Genomic DNA, 18282 nt, shown 5'->3' with positions numbered 1-18282 from the left:
GGACTGGGATGCACCGGCCGCCCCTATGATGCCTCGGCCGCCGCAATGCCAAGTTCGTGGCGCGGCCAGCAGCTTCACCCATCCATCCTTCCAAGAGAAAGACGCGGGATTGCCATGCACCTTCGTATGACCCCCCTGGCCAGCCTGCTGTCGCTGGCCCTGATCGCCGCCGCAGCCACGGCAGCCGAGGCACCCGCCCCCAAGACACCGACCACGCCGTCGGCTCCCAGCGCGCCGAGCAAGCCTGGCCAGGACACGCCGCAAGCCGCCAAGCCTCCCGCTGCCGCCGCGTCGGGCGCCGCTGCCGTCACGCCGCCGCCGGGTGCCGACGAGCCCAAGCCCTACGACAAGGTGGTCACGGCCGACGCCAAGAGCCAGAACGGCCTGTTCAAGATCCACACGATCAAGAGCAAGCTGTACTTCGAGATCCCCAAGGCAATGCTGGACCAGCAACTGCTGATGGTGGCCACCGCCATGGCCGTGCCTACCGGCACCGACCACGTCGGCCGTGAGATCAACGAGGACGTGGTGCGCTTCACGCTGAAGGGCAACAAGGTCCTGTTCCAGACCGTCTCGCATGCCTATGTGAGCGACCCCAACCGCGCCATCGCCCCGGCCGTGCAGGGCTCCCAGCGCGACACCATCCTCGCGAGCTTCCCGGTCGAGGCCTTCAGCAAGGATGGCGCGCCGGTGATCGAGGTGAGCAAGCTGTTCACGACCGAGGTCGGTGATTTCTCTGCCCGCCAGGTCGTGCGTGGTACGGGCCTCGACAGCTCGCGCAGCTTCGTCGACGGCTCCAAGGCCTTCGCTGGCAGCCTGCGTGTTGATGCCGTGCAGACCTACGGCCTGATGCCCGCCATCAGCTTCCCGACGATTCCCGGCATGCCGCCGCAGCCCTCGCCGCCGGCCCGCAGCGGCAGCGTCAACGTGGCCTACAACATCGTCAAGCTGCCCGACCAGCCGATGATGCCGCGCCTGATGGACGACCGCGTCGGCTTCTTCAGCATCTCGCGCGTCGACTACGGCAGCGACGAGCATGAGAGCAAGCGCGAGCGCCTGATCACCCGCTGGCGCCTCGAGAAGAAGGACCCGACCGCGGCCGTCAGCGAGCCGGTGAAGCCGGTGGTCTGGTACATCGACAGCGCCACGCCGGCCAACCTCGTGCCCTACGTGAAGAGGGGCGTGGAGGAGTGGAACGTGGCCTTCGAAGCTGCCGGCTTCAAGAACGCCATCCAGGCGCGCCCGTTCCCGACCAAGGAAGAAGACCCCGAATTCGATCCGGCCGATGTGCGCTACAGCATCATCCGCTGGGTGCCGTCGCCCGTGGCTAACGCCTACGGTCCGCACCTCAGTGATCCGCGCACCGGCGAGATCCTGAACGCCAACATCGTCATGTATCACAACATCATGCAGCTGCAGCGTGACTGGTACGTGACGCAGGCCGGCGCCGTCGATCCGCGCGCCCAGAAGCTGCCTTTGCCCGACGACCTGATGGGCGACCTGGTGGCCTATGTGGTGACGCACGAAGTGGGCCACTCGCTCGGCTTCCCGCACAACATGAAGTCCAGCTCGCTCTACCCGGTCGAGAAGCTGCGAGACCCGAAGTGGCTGAAGGAGATGAGCCACGTCGCCACGCTGATGGACTACAGCCGCTTCAACTACCTGGTGCAGCCGGAAGACAAGGTCGACCCGGCACTGCTGATCCCCAAGATCGGCCCCTACGACGTGTTCGCCACCAAGTGGGGCTATATGCCGGTGCCAAGCGCCAAGACGCCCGAGCAAGAGCAGACGGTGCTCAATGCCCTGGTGCGCGAGCAGGACAGCAAGCCCTGGCTGCGTTTCAGCACGCCCAAGGGCGAGGGTGACTTCGGCGAGAACACCGAGGCCGTCGGCGATGCCGATGCGGTGACCGCCACCACGCTCGGTACCAAGAACCTGAAGCGCATCGTCAAGATGCTGCCGGGCATGACGCTGAAGGATGCCCGCGAGGACAAGGCGCTGGAAGAGCTGTACGGCGCCACCTGGGGCCAGTGGAACCGTGAGCTGGGCCATGTGGTCGCCGTCGTGGGCAGCTACAGCACGCAGAACAAGCATGGCGACCAGCCGGGCGCGATCTTCTCCGCCACGCCCAAGGCCCAGCAGGCCCGCGCGGTGAAGTTCCTGACCGAACAGTTGCTGGCCACGCCGAGCTGGATTCTCGATCCGGCCATCACGGAGCGCCTGCGTCCCTCGGCTCCGGGCAACATGCTGCTCGGCAGCCAGCGCAATGTGCTGCGCGGCCTGCTGGACCGCTCGCGCATGGCTCGCCTGCAGAACCAGGAAGCCGTTGCTGGCGACAAGGCCTACCGAGCCGACGAACTGCTGGCCGACCTGCGTGCCGGCGTGTTCGGCGAGCTGAACAGCGGCGCCAAGATCCAGCCGGCCCGCCGCAACCTGCAGCGTGTCTACCTGGAACTGCTGGGCGAGCGTGTCAACGCCGCTGGCTCGGCTTCCGGCGACGACAGCAAGCCCCTGGTGCGTGCCGAGCTCATCGACCTGCGCGGCCTGCTGTCCGCCAAGGCCGGTGCTGCCGCCGACCGCACGCAGCGTGCCCACCTGGTTGCCATGGCCGACTACATTGGCAAGGTCCTCGACCCCAAGATGGCCGACAACAGCTCGGCCGGTCCCGTGATCACGACCGTGCGCATGGGCATCGACGAGCAGGTCTGCTGGCCGACCGGCGAGTAAGCCTCTCTTGAAGTAAGAAGGGCGGGCCCATCGGGTCCGCCCTTTTTTCTTCCTGCTGCGCGGCGCTCAATTGCGCGCGTGCGTCACCCGGTAATCGGCCACGCCAGGCAGCTCGTGCAAATGGCTGGTGAAGCGGCAGAGCGTCTGGCCCTTGTAGTTGCGCTTGGCGGTGCAGACGAAGCGCCATTCCTCATGACCTCCATGCTTCTCGATGCTGAGTGAGCCGGGGGCGAAGCGGTAGCCGAGGCCGTTGGTGAAGGCGGCCAGCTCTTCCTGGGTGAAGCGCCGACCGCTCTCGCCGCGCAGCAGCACCGAGATGGCCGGGTGCGAGGGCAGCTGGTTCTCCAGCTTGGCGCCCCACATCATCAGGCTGGCGCACAGGAGCGTGAGGGCGATGGCAGCGAAATAGAAGCCCATGCCCAGCACGATGCCGATGGCCGAGGCGGCCCAGAGCGAGGCGGCCGTGGTGAGGCCCGAGATGTTCATGCCCTCGCGCATGATCACGCCGGCACAGAGGAAACCGATGCCGGTGACCACGCCCTGTATCACCCGCGTCGGGTCCAGCATCGGCGGCACGCCGCCGCCGGAGACATGGCCGCCAAACCATTGGTCGGGGTAACCCACCAGGATGGTCACGGCACAGGAGGCCATGCAGACCAGGGCATAGGTGCGCATGCCCGCCGCTCGGCCGTGGTAGGCCCGCTCGTAGCCGAGGATCAGGCCGAGCAACATGGCGCCGAGCAGGTGCATCAGCATCAGCACATTGGCCGCCCATTGCGTGGCGTTCCAGTAGTGCAGCAGGTGGTTCAGGTCGAGCATGTCCATGCGGCGATGCTAATGCTCGGCCCATGAAAAAGGGGCCTCGCGGCCCCTGGGTTGTTGCTAGCCGGCTATCAGACGGCCAGCAGCTCCACCTCGAACAGCAGCGTGGCGTTTGGCGGGATCACGCCGCCCGCGCCGCGCGCGCCATAGCCCAGCTCCGAGGGGATCACCAGCATGCGCGTGCCGCCGATCTTCATGCCCTGCACGCCCTCGTCCCAGCCCTTGATGACCTCGCCACCGGCCAGCTTGAAGCGGAAGGGGTCGCGGCGGTCCTTGCTGGAATCGAACTTCTTGCCGCGCGTGCCGTTCTTGTAGAGCCAGCCGGTGTAGTGCACGGTGACGCGGGCGCCGGCCTTGGCCTCGGCGCCTTCGCCCACCACGGTGTCCTGGTACTGCAGGCCGCTCGGCAGCGTGGCCAGGTCCAGCGAGATCTCTTCATCGCCGCCGGCCAGGCCCAGCAGTTCCACCTCGAACAGCAAGGTGGCGTTCGGCGGGATCACGCCGCCGGCGCCGCGGGCGCCATAGCCCAGCTGCGGCGGGATGATGAGGGTGCGCTTGCCGCCGATCTTCATGCCTTGCACGCCTTCGTCCCAGCCCTGGATCACCATGCCGGCATCGAGCTCGAACTGGAAGGGATCGTTGCGGTCCTTGCTGGAGTCGAACTTGGCTCCCTTTTCGCCGTCCTTGTAGAGCCAGCCGGTGTAGTGCACGGTGACGTCCTGGCCCGACTTGGCAACGGCGCCGCTGCCCTCGGTCGTGTCTTCAAACTGCAAGCCGCTCTCGGTGGTGTTCATGGTGGGAGTCCTTCTCTTCCAGGGAAATTCAGCAGGCCGGCATCATGCCACGCCAGGCTTGCACCGCCTTGGCCAACCAGTCCGGTAGGCTCGTGCTCTCGGCCTGCAAGCCGAGGGTGTTGCCCGCCTGGCGCAGCGCGGCCAGCGGGTCCGACAGGTCCAGTGCCAGCGCGCCGTTCTGCTTGGACAGCTTCTCCCCGTTGGCACCCAGCACCAGGGGCGTGTGCAGGTAGCGCGGCGCGGCGAGGCCCAGCTGGCGCTGCAGCCAGAGCTGGCGCGGCGTGTTGTCGGCCAGGTCTTCGCCGCGCACCACGTCGGTGACGCCTTGCAGGGCGTCGTCCACCACCACGGCGAGCTGGTAGGCCCAGAGGCCGTCGGCGCGCTTCAGCACGAAATCGCCGACCTCGCGTTCCAGGTCTTGCGTCTGCGCGCCGAGGCGCCGGTCTGTCCATTCGATCCTGCCGCTGTTCTCGGTCGAAAGGCGCCAGGCCCGCGCCGGGCGGCCGTTCAAGCCGGCGCGGCAGGTGCCGGGATAGACCAGCTCGCCATGCCTTTGCTGAACCTGGCCGGCAGCTTCCTGGGCACGTGCAATGTCGGCGCGGGTGCAGGCGCAGCCGTAGGCTAGGCCCGCAGCCTGCAGCTGTTCCAGCGCCTGCTCGTAGGGCGCGCAACGCTGCGATTGCCAGACCGGCTCCCCATCGGGCAGCAGGCCGCAGGCGGCGAGTTGCTGCAGGATCAGGTGATCGGCACCGGCCACGCAGCGCGGGCCATCCACGTCCTCGATGCGGACCAGCCAGCGGCCGCCGTGGGCGCGCGCATCGAGCCAGCTGGCCAGGGCCGCGACCAGCGAGCCGGCATGCAGGGGGCCAGTCGGGGAGGGCGCGAACCGGCCGACGTAGCAGCTGCGGTCGCTGGACATCAGAGCAGCAGCCCCTCGTGCTGCTCCAGCAGGGCGCGGCGCGTGGCGGGGCTCTTCAGGCGTTCCAGCCACCAGGCCAGGGCCTTGCCGGGCTGCTGGTTGCCGCTGTCGCGCCAGGCGTAGTGCAGGGTGGCGGTGCGACGGCCCTGGTAGGTGGCTTTCTGGACCAGGCGGCCGGCCTCCAGATGGCGGCGCGCCATGCTGGCCGGGATGCCACCGCAGCCCAGGCCCCGCAGCAGGCATTCGAGCTTGACTGCCATCGAGGGCACGGTCAGCACATCCTGCCCCGGCACGATGCCGGCGGTGATGGGCGTGAGCTGGCGCGCCGTGTCGGCCACGGCGATCACGCGGTGGGCGGCCACGGTGCTGGCGGCGAGCGGCTCCTCGGCCTTGGCCAAGGGATGGTGAGGCGCCACGCAGAACAGCAGCTCCAGCTCGCCCAGCGGCTCGCATTGCACGGCGCTGCCGGGCAGTTGCGGCGGCGTGCCTATGGCCAGGTCGGCCTGGCCCGAGACCAGGGCTTCCCAGGTGCCCGACAGCACCTCCGTGCGCAGCTTGAGCCGGGTCGGCGGGCCCTCGCCATGCTCGCCGCCTTCGAGCTGGTAAAAGCTCTCGAACAGCTCGAACAGCGCCCGGCGCGCGAGGGCATCGTCCACCGCAATGGTCAGCTCGGTTTCCCAGCCGGTGGCCACGCGGCGCACGCGGTTGGCCACGGCATCGATCTCCTGCAGCAGGCGCCGGCCTTCGCTGAGCAGCTCCTGGCCGGCGGCCGTCAGCTGGGCCTGGCGCGAACGGCGGTCGAACAGCAGCACGTCGAGCGCATCCTCCAGCTGGCGCACGCTGTAGGTGAGGGCGGACGGCACCTTGCCCATCTCCCGGGCGGCGGCGGCAAAACTGCCGGTGCGGGCAATGCTGTCCATCATGGCCAGCGCCTCGGGCGTCAGCACATTGCGTTTGTCGGTTTGGGCCATGGCTTCATGATATTTGAACGATGGCTTCAAGCCGCGCCGGGACACAAGAGCGACCCTCGGTCCTACAGTCTTTCCATCGACACAAGGAGAGCAACACCATGATGGAACTGATCAAGTCCTGCGACCGCGGCCATGCCGACCATGGCTGGCTGAAGTCCTTCCACAGCTTCTCGTTCGCCGAGTACTACAACCCGCGCCGCATGGGCTTCGGGCCGCTGCGCGTGATCAACGAAGACCGCATCGCCCCGGGCACCGGCTTCGGCACGCATGGCCATCGCGACATGGAAATCATCAGCTATGTGCTGGACGGCGAACTGGCCCACAAGGACTCGATGGGCAATGGCCAGGCGGGTGGTGCCGAACTTGGCAAACACTCGGGCGTGATCAAGCCCGGCGACGTGCAGCGCATGAGCGCCGGCACCGGCGTGATGCACAGCGAGTTCAACAACGCCCAGGGCCAGAACACGCACTTCCTGCAGATCTGGATCCAGCCCAACCAGCTCGGCGTGAAGCCCGGCTACGAGCAGCGCCATTACAGCGAGGCCGACAAGCGTGGCCGCCTGGCCCTGGTGGCCTCGGGCGATGCGGCCGAGGGTGCCGTGGCCATCCATGCCGATGCGCGGCTCTATGCCGGCCTGTTCGATGGCAGCGAATCGGCCGAGCTGCCGCTCGCTGCCGGTCGCCTGGCCTATGTGCATCAGGTGCGCGGTCAGGCCGTGGTCAACGGCCAGTTGCTGAAGGCGGGCGACGCTTTGCAGATGAAGGAGCAAGCATCGGTGAAGATCGAGCAAGGCGAAGGCGCTGAGCTGCTGGTGTTCGATCTGGCCCCCTAAACTGGAGGGCATGGACAGCCTGCGCACCCTCCTCACCTCCCTGCCCGCCACCGATTGGGCAGCCTTGCTGCTGTTCTTCGTGGGCTGGGTGGGCTATGCCACGCTGGCCAAACGCTGGTCGGTGTCCAAGGGTTCGCTGCTGGTGGCCACCAACCGCGAGCGCCGGCGTTGGATGCTGCAGGTCACCTACCGCGAGGTGCGGGTGATCGATGGCGTGGTGGTGCAGAACCTCTCGACCAGCCCGTCCTTCTTCGCCTCCACCACCATCCTGATCATCGGCGGCCTGCTGGCCGCCATGGGCGCGAGCGAGAAGGCCACCGAGCTGGTGCGCGAGCTGCCTTTCGCGGCCCGCACCTCGGCCCTGGTGTTCGACCTCAAGCTGGCCCTGTTGGCTGCCATCTTCGTCTACGCCTTCTTCCGCTTCACCTGGAGCATGCGCCAGTACACCTTCGGCGCGCTGCTGGTGGCGGCCGCGCCCGACTTCGAGCGTTTTGCCGAACAGGGCGACGCGGCCCGCGAAGCCTTTGCCGACCGCGCCGGCCGCCTGATGGGCATGGCGGCCGAGACCTTCAACGACGGCCTGCGCGCCTACTACTTCGCCTTCGCGGCGGTGAGCTGGTTCTTCTCGCCCTGGGCTTTCATGGGCGGCACCGTGGCCGTGATCAGCATCCTCTACTCGCGCGAGTTCCGCTCGGATGTGCTGGCGGTGTTGAAGGACGAACCATCCGCCTGATGGCAGCTACTGGGCTCGCAGTTCCAAGCCCAGCGAAGCGCACAGCTCGGCATGCAGTTGCCACTGGCGCAGCCGCAGCTGCTGCAGCTCCTGCTCGCTCGACAGCCGCGCGTTGCGGGCCTGCAGCCAGTCCAGACGGTTGATCAGGCCCAGCTCCAGCTTCAGCGCCGCGATCTGTTCGGCCTGGCGGGCTTCATCCAGGCGCTGGCGCACGGCGGATTCCTGCTCCCCGGCGCGCTGCGTATCGATCAGCCGGCTCTCGATTTCGACCAAGGCCTTGTGGACCGTGTCGCGCAGGGCGATGGCAGCCTGATCGAGCTCGCTGCGGGCCAGCTGGCGCTGCAGGTCCAGGCGTGGCCAGTCCACGAGGGGAACGACCAGGCTGGCGGCCAGCGAGGCGAGGGGCTGGTCCAGCCAGCGTCGCCAGTCAGCGCTGCCGCTTGAGATGCCGCCGCTCAGCTGCAGCGAGGGATAGCGCGTGGTCTGGCTGAGCCGCAGGTGCACGAGGGCCGCATCGACCGCCAGGCGCGCGCGGCGCACGTCGACACGCTGCTCCAGCACCTCGGCCGGCGTGCCGAGGGCGAGCGGTGCCGGCGCCTCCAGCGGCGGCCCGGCATGGGCCTGCTCGACCACGCCAACGGGCATCTGGTCGAGCAGCAGGGCCAGTTGCTGATGCTGTTGCAGCAGCTCGTGATCCAGGTCGGAGCGGCGCAGGCGCGCCGACTGCACGCTGGCGGCGGCACGGTCCACCTCGATGGGCAGCAGCTTGCCCTCCTTGACGCGCAGCTTGGTGATCGCGAGTGCCTCCTCGGCCTGGGCCAGGATCTGGTCCTGCAAGGGCTTTTGTGAGGCCAGGCTGCCGAGCTGCCAATGGCGCGAGGCGATCTGGGCCAGCAGCAGGGCGCGGGCCGCCTGCTGGTCGGCTTGCTGGGCTTCCAGCTGGCGTTCGCGCAGGCGATCGCTCATGGCGAGGCGGCCCCACAGGTCGACCTCGTAGCCGGCCATGGCGCTGAAGCTGTGGCTGCGCGCGACGCCATCGGCCAGGCCCGCGCCACCGAGCTGGCGGCTCTCGCTGCGCGAGGCGCTGAGGCTGGCCTGGACCGACAGCCGCTGGCCGTCCACCCGAGCCTGGGCCAGTGCGTCGCGCAAGCGCATCGCCGTGAGCCGCTGGTCGCGGTTGTTCGCGAGGGCCTGCTCTTGCAGCGCCGCAAGCTGGGCATCGCGCACCACGGCCATGGGTGCGGCCTTGGCAAGCGGGGTGCTCCATTGCGAAGGCAGGGCTTGCGGGTCCTGCGGTGCTTCGCCGGGCTTGATCAGCGGCGCGCTGCAGCCGGCCAGCAGGCACAGGGTGCCCAGCGTGAGACCAAGGGGGAGCGGAATCTTCATGGCATTCATTCGCGGGCCAGCGCGTCGACAGGGCTGAGGGCGGCGGCACGGCGGGCCGGCAGCGTGCCGAACACCAGGCCGACGAGGCTGGAGATGCCGAAGGCGAGGCCCAAGGCCTGCCAGGAGATGGTGACGACCAGCTGCTTCTGCGCCGCATTGATGGCCTGGGCGCCGAGCCAGCTGAGCACGAGGCCGGCGAAGCCACCGAGGCAGCACAGCAGCACGGCCTCGATCAGGAACTGCAGCCGCACATCGCCCTGGCGTGCGCCCACGGCCATGCGGATGCCGATCTCGCGGGTTCGCTCGGACACCGAGACCAGCATGATGTTCATCACGCCCACGCCGCCCACCAGGAGGGCGATGGCGCCTATGCCGGCGAACACGAGGGAGATCGCACCGGTGACCGACTGGAACTCGCGGAACTCGGCGTCCAGGTTCTGGATGCCGAAGTCCTCCTGGCCATGCAGGGCGCGCAGCCGGTGCTTGACCTGGGCGCTGACCTCGGCCGGCGGCAGCTTGTTGTCGAGCAGCACGTCGAACGAAGGGATGTCGGTGCTGCTGTCCAGCTTGCGGGTGTAGGTGCTGCGCGGCATCAGGAGCTTGTTGCCCCAGCTGCCGAACTCGCTGCCATTGGTCTTGTCCACGACGCCCACCACGGTCATCGGCAGCGGCGCCACGCCGAGCGGCTTGTTGGGGTCGCTCATGCCGCGGCCGGCCGCCATGCTGGCCATGCTTTCCACCATCAGCGTGGCACCGATCACCGTCTGGCCGGGCTTGAACAGGTTCTTGCGCGTGGCGACGTCGATCAGCACCACGCTCGCCATGGTCTCGATGTCCAGCGCATTGAGCTCGCGGCCCTCGACCAGCTTCATCCGGCGGTCCGCCAGGTCGCCGGCCTCGGCGGCAATGGCATTGCCGCGCACGTCCTTGGACTTGAAACGCAGGCTGACCTGCGACTCGCGCTTGACCGCCACGCCCTTGACCCCCGGCAGCACGGCCAGCGTGTCCAGCTCGGATTGGAGGAAGGCGCGGGGCTGCACGCCGGGCGGCAGCTTGTCGTTGCCCGGGTAGACCGGGATGCGGCCCGACATGAAACCGCGCAGGCTGGACTCGACCTTCTCGCGCGCCGCCGCCGACAGCGCCACGATGGTGACGACCGAGGCGATGCCGATGCAGATGCCCAGCATGCTCAGCGCGCTGCGCAGCCGGTTGCCCTTGAGCGAGAGCCAGGCGGTGTTGAGGGCCTCCCCCCATTGACCCAGGCGCTGGCGCAGCCAGCTGCTCTGGCGCAGCGTCGGGCCTTCGGTGTCGGGGCGGCCGGTGGGCACATGGCCGGGCGGCGTGCCGCTGTCGCTGAGCAGCTTGCCGTCCTTCATCTCGATCACGCGCCGGGCATGGGCCGCGACCTTGTGGTCGTGGGTCACGAGGATGATGGTGTGGCCCCGGCCATGCAGCTCGGAGAGCAGGCGCAAGAGCTCAGCGCCACTGTGCGAGTCGAGCGCGCCGGTGGGCTCGTCCGCGAGGATGATCTGACCGCCATTCATCAGCGAGCGGGCGATCGAGACGCGCTGCTGCTGGCCGCCCGAAAGCTCGTTCGGCCGGTGGTGGCTGCGGTCGGCCAGGCCCAGGCGCTCCAGCAGGGCCTCGGCCCGCTCGCGCCGGCTGGCCTGCGGCGCGCCGGCATAAACGGCCGGCAGGCTCACATTGCCCACGGCATCGAGATGCGGCAGCAGGTGATAGCGCTGGAACACGAAGCCGAAATGTTCGCGCCTGAGCCGCGCCAGCTCGTCAGGCTCCAGCTCACCCACGTCCACGCCGTCCAGCCTGAAATACCCGGCCGTGGGTTGGTCCAGGCAGCCGAGCAGGTTCATCAAGGTGCTCTTGCCCGAGCCCGAGGCGCCGACGATGGCGACGAACTCACCGGCCTCGATCTGCAGCGACAGCCCGTCCAGGGCCGGTACGTCGATGTCGCCAATGCTGTAGTGGCGCTGGACCTGGTCCAGCTCGATCAGGGCGCTCACGGCGGGGCGCCGCCGGGGCCGCCCACGGGGGCCAGCAGCAGCTTCTCGCCGACCTTGACGCCCTCGCGGATCTCGGCCTTGTTGCCGTCCTGCAGGCCCAGCTTGATCTTGCGAGGCTGCGGGTTCTTGCCCGCTGCATCGACCACCTGCACCGTGTAGCGGCCCTCGGCATCGCGCTCGCCCAGCGCGGCGATGGGCAGCAGCGGCACCTGCTTGGCCGTGCCGGTCACGATCTCGACCTGCACCGTCATGTCGGAGAACAGCTTGCGGGCCTTGTTGTCCACCTCGAACAAGACGTTGTAGAAGACCGCATTGCCGACCCGCTCGGGGATGGGCTGCACCACGCGGACCTTGCCTTCATAGCGCTGCAGATCGCCCGCCAGCGTGCTGAAGCGGGCCAACTGGCCGGGTTTCACCAACTGGATGTCGGCCTCGGGCACGCGGGTGCGCACCGTCATCTGGTCCAGCTGGGCGAGCGTCATCATCACCGGCGTGGTCTGCACCGCGATCACCGTCTGGCCTTCCTGGATCGGCAGGTTCACCACCATGCCGTCCATGGGCGCGGTGATGCTGGCGTAGCCGAGCGAGAGCTTCTTCTTTTCGAGGTCGGCCTGCAGGCGGGCGAGGTTGGCGGTCTGGCCGCGCAGGTCGGCTTCCATGCGGATCAGGCTGTTGTCGGCCTGCTCGACCTCGATGGGCGTCGACGCATTGCCGGCCAGCAGGCGGTGCTGGCGCTCGGCCTCGCGGCGGGCCATGGCGAGGCTGACCTTGTTGCTCTCGAGCTGGGCACGCTGCTGATCGAGCGTAGCCTCGGCCTGGGCCACATCGCTGCGGGCCAGTTCGGGGTCGAGGCTGACGAGCAGCTCGCCCTTCTTCATGTTCTGACCCAGCTGCACATGGATCTTGCGGATCTGGCCGCTGACCTGGGCGCCGACGTCGACCTTGCTCTGCGCCTGCAGCACGCCGGCCGCCTGCACGATCTGGCTCACGTCACCCAGGGCCACGGCGCCGGTGGGCGGTGGCGGCAGCTCGACCGGGCGCTTGCTCCAGGCCCAGTAGCCGAGGCCGGCCAGCACCAGGCTGCCGATGATGAGACGCCCACGCCAGCGGCGCAGCAGGCCCGGCCTGGCGCGTGCCTTGCCGTTTTTCTTGTTGTCGTTCAATCCGCTCTCCCTTGGCTGCAGGCCCGGATGGCCCGGCAGCGGCGGGGCAATATAACCGCTCTAATTCGCGGCAACGGTGGTCATGCCGTCCAGGAATTCCCGTACCGGTTTGAGCGTGGCGGCCGGATCTTCCTCCTGGGGCACATGGCCCAGGGCGTCGAACATCACCAGGCGGCTGCCGGCGATGTGCCGGGCGAAGACGTCGGCGTTGCCGGGCGGAATCAGGTGATCGCGCCCACCCCAGAGGATCAGGGTGGGCTGCTTCAACTCATGCAGCCGGTCGGCATAGAAGCCGGGGCGGCGCTGGTCCATGCGGCGGGCGAGCGCTTCGCGGTTGCCTTCGCGCAGGGTCAGCTCGAAGTAGCGGTCCACCAGGGCCGGCGTGACTTTGGCGGGGTCGCCGTAGACATTGCGCACGCTGCTCTCGATCAGGCTGCGCGGCAGCAGGTTGCGGGCCACCACGCGCAGGCCGGGCAGGCGCGCGATGCGAAAGCCTATCGGCACCGATTCGGACGTGACCGCCAGGCCGCCGGCATCCACCAGCACGAGGCCGGCCACGCGCTGTGGATGCAGCAGGGCCGTCTCCCAGGCCACCTGGCCGCCGAGTGAGTTGCCGCCCAACACCACCTGCTTGAGCTTGAGGTGGTCGAGCAGGGCAAGCGTGGTGCGCACATAGGCTTCGTCGCTGTAGTCGCCATCCGCGCTCGGGCCGGTGAGGCCGAAGCCCGGCAGATCGAACGTGATCACGCGGCGCGTCTTGGCAAGACCTGACACCCAGCCTTCCCAGGTGTGCAGGCTGGCCGAGGTGCCGTGGATCAGCACGATGGGCAGCGGGTCTTCGCGCGGCCCTTGATCGCGCAGGTGAATCAGCTGGCTGGACGATGGGTTCGGCAGCTCGATGAAGTCCGAGGGTGCGGGCGCCCAGTTGGCGATCAGGCTCTGCAGCGAGCGCTCGGGCGCATAAAAGGCCGCCGCCGAGATCGACAGGCCCATGAGCAGCAGGCCCAGCGCGCGCAGCAGCAGGCCTGACTTCATGCGCGGTGCGCTTCGCTGTCCGGCCTCACCAGCGCTTCAGGGGTGCGCAGCCCGGCGTCCAGGGCCTCGCGCTGGTCGAACACGAAGCAGCTGCCGTGGTAATGCTTGCCGCCGGCCAGTTCGAAGTAGCGCAGGATGCCGCCTTCCAGCTGGTAGATGGGCGTATCGAGCCCTTGCTGTTCCAGCACGATGGCCGCTTTCTCACAGCGGATGCCGCCGGTGCAGAAGCTGACCACGGTCTTGCCGCGCAGCTCCTCCCGGTGCTCGGCCAGGGCGCCAGGGAACTCGGTGAACTTCTTGATGCGCCAGTCGATGGCCTTGTCGAACGTGCCGTAGTCCACCTCGAAGTCATTGCGCGTGTCCAGCATCACGACCGGCCGGCCACTGTCGTCCACGCCCTGGTCGAGCCAGCGCGACAGCGTCTCCGGCGTCACGGCTGGCGGGCGCTCGGCCTGGTCGGGCCGCACCGTGGGCATGTTCATGCGGATGATCTCGCCCTTGACCTTGACCAGCAGCTTCTTGAACGGCACGGCCTCGCTCCAGCTCTCCTTGGGATCGAGGTCGGCAAAGCGCGGGTCCTGCTTCAACTGCGCCACCCAGCCGCGTACCGCCTCGGCTGTGCCCGCGAGGAACAGGTTGATGCCTTCTTCAGCCAGCAGCACCGTGCCCTTGAGGCCGAGGGCGAGTGCGCGCTGGTAGAGCAGTTCGCGCAGCGCCGCGCAGTCGGGCAGGGCGACGAACTTGTAGGAGGAGATGTTGAGGACCTGAGCTTCTTGCATGGGCCGAATTTTACGGATCCTCGGGCCGCCGCCCTCAGCGATAGGCTGCCGCGGACCAGGGCACGACGTAGATGTCGCCATTGCCGTTGCCAGGGGCGCGCAGGCGACGCTGAATCTCTTCATGCCTCAAGGGCCGCAGTGGCGGGCTGTCGAACTGGCTGGAAATGCGGTCGGCGAAATAGAGCGTGCCGCCGTCGGCGCTCACGAAGGGCGTGAATGCGCCGCTGCTGCCCGCGCGGTTGATGCTGGGCCCCAGATTGCGCGGGCTGCTCCAGCGTTCGCCATTCCGGAAGCTGATGTAGAGGTCCGCCTGCCCGTGACCGCCCGGCCGGCTGGACAGGAAGATCAGGTGGCTCTGGTCCGGCGCGATCCAGTGGTTGGACTCGTCATGGCCGCTGTTGATCGGAGCCGGCAGGGGCTCGGGCTCTGCGTAGCCGTCAGCCCCGAGACGCGACCGGTACAGCGTGCGCAATTGGGGTGAGGTGCCGGGGCGGCCGTTGGCGGCGAAATACAGGCTGCCATCAGCGGCGATGGAACTGTTGGTCTCCGAACCGCTGCTGTTGACGCGCGGGCCCAGGTGCCACGGCGCGCTCCAGCTGCCGTCGGGGAGGCGGTCCACCGCCCAGAGATCGAAATCCTCGCGGGCTGGCTCGCCTTCACGCAGGGGACGCCGCGAAGCGAAGACCAGGCGTTTGCCATCGGGGCTCAGCGCCGGATCGATGTCGCGCCAGCGGCCGGAGAAGGAGGCCACCTCGGGTTCGCTCCAACGCCCGTCGCTGCCCCGTCGGGACTCAAGAATGGCCTGGTAGCGGTAGCCCCGGTCGGCCTTGTTGAACCAGACGCTGCGGCCGTCCGGGCTCATGGCGAAACCCCATTCGTCGTCCCCGGTGGAGATGATGCCGGGCGCAAAAAGCTGTGGCCGCAGCTCCTGGCCGAGTACCGGCTCGGCCCATGCCATCAAGGCACTCAGCCCCATGACAAGCGTCCATCCTCGCATTCGCGGCCTCCAGGCTCTGTTCGGGTGCGCCGCACTATAGCCAGCGCAGGCCTCCCTGCCATTGGTCCTGGCGGGACTGCCGGTCGAGGTGTCAGCGCACCATCCTGTGCAGCATGCCGGTGACGGCACGTTGCATCAGGCTGCTACCAGCCAGGTCGGTGGCCAGGCCTTCGGCGCGCAGCCGCTCCAGTGCCCGGCGTGTCATCGAATGCTGGCCGCCGGCCAACTGGCTGGTGAACATGTAGAAGCCGCCGTTGTCGCTGCGCCAGAGCAACTGGGCGCTGGTCCACTGGCCCTGCAGGAAGAGCTTGCACCGCGTGCCCGGCTGCAACTGCTCGGTCCAGCGTGCGGCGGCTACCAAGGGACCGGTCTCGTCGTCGAGTCCCATGTGGACCGTGGGCAGGGCGGCGATGCTGGTTTCCTGGCTGCCCCATTGGTCGGCATCGGTCTCGGGCGGCAGCAGCTCGTCCATCAGCTGATCTTCGCTGAGCTGGTCCACCGGCTTGAGGCCGGGCATGGCCGCAGCCAGGGGCGCCACCGGTGCAGGCGCCATGGCGGCCACCGCAACCGGGGGCTGTACCGGCGCGGCCAGGCGGGTGCGCTCGCGGTGGACTTGCATCAGCTCGTCCAGCACCGGCGCACGGTCAGCCGGCGGCAGCTCGATCAGGTCCATGCCGCGCTGAAGCTGCTTGATCAGGGCCGGCAGGCGCTGGCGCAAGGCATTGCGCTCGGTGTCATTGTGGGTGGGCTCCAGCGAAGCCAGCAGCGCCTCGACGCAGTCCAGCAGATCCTGGGTGAGCTCGCACGCTTCGCCCTGTTCGAGCACGGCGCGCGTCAGCGCCTCGCTCCAGGGGCCGAGCAGGAATTCGAACAAAAGCGGGCTCAAGTGGTGCGAGGCCTGGGCCTGCTCCAGCACCTGTTGGCGCAGCAGCGGCAGCAGCTCGTCATGGCGCTCCTGCTTGGACAGTGCGAGGCGCGCGAAGACCGAGGCCTGCAGCTCGTCTTCCTGCTCTTGCTGGATGAAGCCGCGCACCTCGGTGAGCGCTTGGCTGAAGTCGGCCACGGCCCCGGCGCCAGGCCGGTTCAGGCGGTCCACCAGTTGCTCGACGAAGGCGAGGAATTGCCCACCGCGCGGGTCGCTGGACAGCGGATGGTCGCCGGCATGGTCTGCGATCTGGTTGATCAAGGCCCAGGTCGGATGCTGGTCCGAGCCGAGCAGGCCAGGCTCGTCCACCGCCAGCCGCAGCACGCTGGCCTGCAGACGGCAGATGGTTTCCTTGACCTGCGGCTCCAGGTCGGGGTCGGCCATGATCTGCATGAACAGCTGGCTCAAGAGCTCGGCCGTCTGGTCGTGGTCGCTGGCCGGGGTATGGGCCGGATCGTTGGCGTGCATGCGCTCGCGCAGATCGAGCAGGGCGCCGCTGCGGCTGACGTCGATGTCCTCGACCACGCGCTCCTCGGGCAGGATGGCGGCAAAGCCGGCCGGCTCCAGGCCCCAGGCGCGCAGGCGCTGGCTGGCCTGGTGGGCCAGGTCGCGCAGCGCCTCGGCCAGTTCGGCCGCTGCCGCCGAGACGCACAGCGCGCGGCTTGCCCTGTCTGTGCCGAGGCCGGCCGTGGCCTCGCTGAGCGCGCGGGCAAAGGCCGCCGGCTGCAGGCTGCCTTCGCCCTCCAGCTTGGCGGCCAGCTGGCTGAGTTCGCGCAGCTCCCATTCGGCGCGCGACTCGATCTGCTGGATGACGCGGGAGATCTCGATGGCCTGGTCGGCCTGGTCTTCGTCGACCAGGGTCAGCTGGTCGATGTCGAGCACCACCGGCCGTTCCTTCAGCACCGGCGCGGCCACGGGCCGAAGTGCTCCCCGAAAGCCCGCCAGCAGCAGCGGCTCCAGTGCCTGCTGCTGGCTGCGCCAGGCGTTCAGCGCCGCCCTTGTCGTGTCATCGCTGTCTCGTGGCGAGCCCTCGCGCAAGCGTTTCTCGGTGGTATCGACCAGCGCTCGGCAGAGCTCGGGCAGTTGGGCTTCCAGCGCTTGCAGATGGCGTTCCAGCATGGGCTTTGATCCGTACGGCTTGGTGGGGGGACTGCTCAGATCGGAGGCCGGTGGTGCGGGTGGGTCAGGGCAGTCGTCGCGACGGCGGCAGGGCGCTGCACAAGTCCACGCGCTCGGGGCTGTGGACGAACCAGCCGCTGCGGTGGCGGCGTGAATCCAGCCAGCGACGGAAGGTTTCGGTGTCGGTGCGCAGGATCTGCAGCTTGGGCCGCTCGGCCTCGGGCACATCGGCCAGCATGCGTACGCGTTGGATGGCCGTGCGCTCCTCGGGCTTCTCGTAGAAGCCGAGCGTGCCGGTGCCGCGCGGCAGGGCGGAGAGGCGCTCCATGCCCAGCACCACGCGGCCCACGGTGGTGATGTTGAGGTCCAGCGCGCGCGGCGCATGGCCGATCACGGTGTAGAGGCCGCTGCCGTCGCTGGAGTCGGGCTCGTTGCCGCGCGCTGCGCCGACCATGCCGTAGCAGTGCGTCAGCCAGGCGCGGCCGGTCTTGGGGTTGGCGGCCACCGGCCAGCCATTGACGAAGCCGGCCTGCGGCGCCCATTCGTCGGCATCGGGCAGCTTGGTGAAGTTGAGGCCCTTGAGCGCGCGGTCGAATTCCACCGGCGCCTTGACCAGGCTCTCGGGCTTGGCCCGGGCCTTGCCGGGCTCCTCCTCGGCGTCGCCCCATTGGGTGACGTAGTTGTCCTGCACGCGGATGATGGCTAGTTGGTCGAAGTAGCCGGCACGCACCAGGGCGGCGATGTTCTGCGCATGCTTGGGCGCAAATTCATCGGCCAGCTCGATCACCACCGGGCCCGAGGCCAGCTCCATCAGCAGGGACTTGTCGAGCGCGACGTCGCGCCAGTCGCTGGCTGACGCGGCCGCCAGCACTTCGGCGCTGCTGGGTTGCTTGGCGGCGGGGGCGGCGGCCTTGGCAGGTGCCTTGGCGGCCGTCTTGGTAGCGGGTTTCTTGGCGGGCTTGGCCGCGTGAGCGGTGAGGGTGGAGAAGGTGCAGAGCGCCAGCACGGCGGCAGCGCACAGGGTCAGGAAGGGCTTGGTCATCGGGCGTTCAATCGGG

At 68.6% G+C, this 18282-nt stretch carries 15 protein-coding genes and 1 pseudogene; 3 read left to right on the top strand and 13 right to left on the bottom strand.

Annotation, left to right across the window (positions count from 1 at the left end):
- The first annotated feature begins 114 nt into the window (after positions 1–114).
- On the top strand, positions 115–2727 hold the full coding sequence (locus tag J7U46_RS02305) for a zinc-dependent metalloprotease (protein ID WP_282823205.1): 2613 nt from the start codon (positions 115–117) through the stop codon (positions 2725–2727).
- Positions 2728–2793: 66 nt separating this feature from the next.
- On the opposite strand, the gene J7U46_RS02300 is transcribed toward J7U46_RS02305, so the two are convergent.
- From J7U46_RS02300 to J7U46_RS02280, 5 genes and pseudogenes are all read right to left on the bottom strand, one after another.
- On the bottom strand, positions 2794–3552 hold the full coding sequence (locus tag J7U46_RS02300; RefSeq protein ID WP_349239479.1) for an MgtC/SapB family protein: 759 nt from the start codon (positions 3550–3552) through the stop codon (positions 2794–2796).
- A 68-nt stretch (positions 3553–3620) separates the two neighbouring features.
- Positions 3621–3968, bottom strand: coding sequence for an FKBP-type peptidyl-prolyl cis-trans isomerase (locus J7U46_RS02295; protein WP_282824937.1), 348 nt, complete (start codon positions 3966–3968; stop codon positions 3621–3623).
- A gap of 30 nt (positions 3969–3998) precedes the next feature.
- A pseudogene (locus J7U46_RS02290) lies at positions 3999–4343 on the bottom strand (FKBP-type peptidyl-prolyl cis-trans isomerase); the annotation flags it as partial.
- Positions 4344–4371: 28 nt separating this feature from the next.
- Positions 4372–5262 carry a tRNA glutamyl-Q(34) synthetase GluQRS gene (gene gluQRS / locus J7U46_RS02285; protein WP_282823204.1) on the bottom strand — a complete coding sequence of 297 codons (891 nt, stop codon included), beginning with the start codon at positions 5260–5262 and terminating at the stop codon, positions 4372–4374.
- Positions 5262–6233 carry a LysR family transcriptional regulator gene (locus J7U46_RS02280; RefSeq protein WP_282823203.1) on the bottom strand — a complete coding sequence of 324 codons (972 nt, stop codon included), beginning with the start codon at positions 6231–6233 and terminating at the stop codon, positions 5262–5264. Before J7U46_RS02280 ends, gluQRS begins: the two co-directional genes overlap by 1 nt.
- A 98-nt stretch (positions 6234–6331) precedes the next feature.
- Between J7U46_RS02280 and J7U46_RS02275 the strand changes: the two genes are divergently transcribed.
- Both J7U46_RS02275 and J7U46_RS02270 read left to right on the top strand, forming a co-directional pair.
- Positions 6332–7066 carry a pirin family protein gene (locus tag J7U46_RS02275; protein WP_282823202.1) on the top strand — a complete coding sequence of 245 codons (735 nt, stop codon included), beginning with the start codon at positions 6332–6334 and terminating at the stop codon, positions 7064–7066.
- A gap of 10 nt (positions 7067–7076) precedes the next feature.
- On the top strand, positions 7077–7799 hold the full coding sequence (locus J7U46_RS02270; protein WP_282823201.1) for a DUF599 domain-containing protein: 723 nt from the start codon (positions 7077–7079) through the stop codon (positions 7797–7799).
- Between the two features lie 6 nt (positions 7800–7805).
- Here the strand turns inward: J7U46_RS02270 and J7U46_RS02265 are convergent, their stop codons facing one another.
- From J7U46_RS02265 to J7U46_RS02230, 8 genes are all read right to left on the bottom strand, one after another.
- Positions 7806–9185 (bottom strand): TolC family protein, encoded by a 1380-nt coding sequence (locus J7U46_RS02265; RefSeq protein ID WP_282823200.1) that lies wholly within the window; start codon positions 9183–9185, stop codon positions 7806–7808.
- Positions 9186–9190: 5 nt separating this feature from the next.
- Positions 9191–11206, bottom strand: a complete 2016-nt coding sequence (locus J7U46_RS02260; RefSeq protein WP_282823199.1) for an ATP-binding cassette domain-containing protein — start codon at positions 11204–11206, stop codon at positions 9191–9193.
- Complete coding sequence (locus J7U46_RS02255) at positions 11203–12369, bottom strand: efflux RND transporter periplasmic adaptor subunit (RefSeq protein WP_282823198.1); 1167 nt, start codon at positions 12367–12369, stop codon at positions 11203–11205. Before J7U46_RS02255 ends, J7U46_RS02260 begins: the two co-directional genes overlap by 4 nt.
- 60 nt (positions 12370–12429) lie before the next feature.
- On the bottom strand, positions 12430–13404 hold the full coding sequence (locus J7U46_RS02250) for an alpha/beta hydrolase (protein ID WP_282823197.1): 975 nt from the start codon (positions 13402–13404) through the stop codon (positions 12430–12432).
- Entirely contained in the window at positions 13401–14183 is a 783-nt protein-coding gene (locus tag J7U46_RS02245; protein WP_282823196.1) for a sulfurtransferase, read from the bottom strand. The genes J7U46_RS02250 and J7U46_RS02245 overlap by 4 nt, the downstream gene beginning before the upstream one ends.
- A gap of 34 nt (positions 14184–14217) precedes the next feature.
- Positions 14218–15159: a hypothetical protein gene (locus tag J7U46_RS02240; RefSeq protein ID WP_282823195.1), complete on the bottom strand. Its 942-nt coding sequence runs from the start codon at positions 15157–15159 to the stop codon at positions 14218–14220.
- A gap of 112 nt (positions 15160–15271) precedes the next feature.
- Positions 15272–17224, bottom strand: coding sequence for a DUF1631 family protein (locus J7U46_RS02235; RefSeq protein WP_282823194.1), 1953 nt, complete (start codon positions 17222–17224; stop codon positions 15272–15274).
- 64 nt (positions 17225–17288) lie between these two features.
- Positions 17289–18266, bottom strand: coding sequence for a peptidylprolyl isomerase (locus J7U46_RS02230; protein ID WP_282823193.1), 978 nt, complete (start codon positions 18264–18266; stop codon positions 17289–17291).
- Positions 18267–18282 lie beyond the last annotated feature (16 nt).

The sequence above is a fragment of the Pelomonas sp. V22 genome, from assembly GCF_030014915.1.
Classification (GTDB): Bacteria; Pseudomonadota; Gammaproteobacteria; order Burkholderiales; family Burkholderiaceae_C; genus JAUASW01.
Note: the sequence above shows the minus strand (reverse complement) of the source record. Positions and strands in the feature narration are given on the sequence as shown.

Bases quoted from the DNA above. Each gene is read 5' to 3' on its own strand.
- J7U46_RS02270 (WP_282823201.1), top strand. From the start codon at position 7,077: ATGGACAGCCTGCGCACCCTCCTCACCTCCCTGCCCGCCACCGATTGG.
- J7U46_RS02265 (WP_282823200.1), bottom strand. From the start codon at position 9,185: ATGAAGATTCCGCTCCCCCTTGGTCTCACGCTGGGCACCCTGTGCCTG.
- J7U46_RS02245 (WP_282823196.1), bottom strand. From the start codon at position 14,183: ATGCAAGAAGCTCAGGTCCTCAACATCTCCTCCTACAAGTTCGTCGCC.
- J7U46_RS02230 (WP_282823193.1), bottom strand. From the start codon at position 18,266: ATGACCAAGCCCTTCCTGACCCTGTGCGCTGCCGCCGTGCTGGCGCTC.
- gluQRS (WP_282823204.1), bottom strand. From the start codon at position 5,262: ATGTCCAGCGACCGCAGCTGCTACGTCGGCCGGTTCGCGCCCTCCCCG.
- J7U46_RS02275 (WP_282823202.1), top strand. From the start codon at position 6,332: ATGATGGAACTGATCAAGTCCTGCGACCGCGGCCATGCCGACCATGGC.
- J7U46_RS02235 (WP_282823194.1), bottom strand. From the start codon at position 17,224: ATGCTGGAACGCCATCTGCAAGCGCTGGAAGCCCAACTGCCCGAGCTC.
- J7U46_RS02240 (WP_282823195.1), bottom strand. From the start codon at position 15,159: ATGGGGCTGAGTGCCTTGATGGCATGGGCCGAGCCGGTACTCGGCCAG.
- J7U46_RS02280 (WP_282823203.1), bottom strand. From the start codon at position 6,233: ATGGCCCAAACCGACAAACGCAATGTGCTGACGCCCGAGGCGCTGGCC.
- J7U46_RS02305 (WP_282823205.1), top strand. From the start codon at position 115: ATGCACCTTCGTATGACCCCCCTGGCCAGCCTGCTGTCGCTGGCCCTG.
- J7U46_RS02250 (WP_282823197.1), bottom strand. From the start codon at position 13,404: ATGAAGTCAGGCCTGCTGCTGCGCGCGCTGGGCCTGCTGCTCATGGGC.
- J7U46_RS02300 (WP_349239479.1), bottom strand. From the start codon at position 3,552: ATGGACATGCTCGACCTGAACCACCTGCTGCACTACTGGAACGCCACG.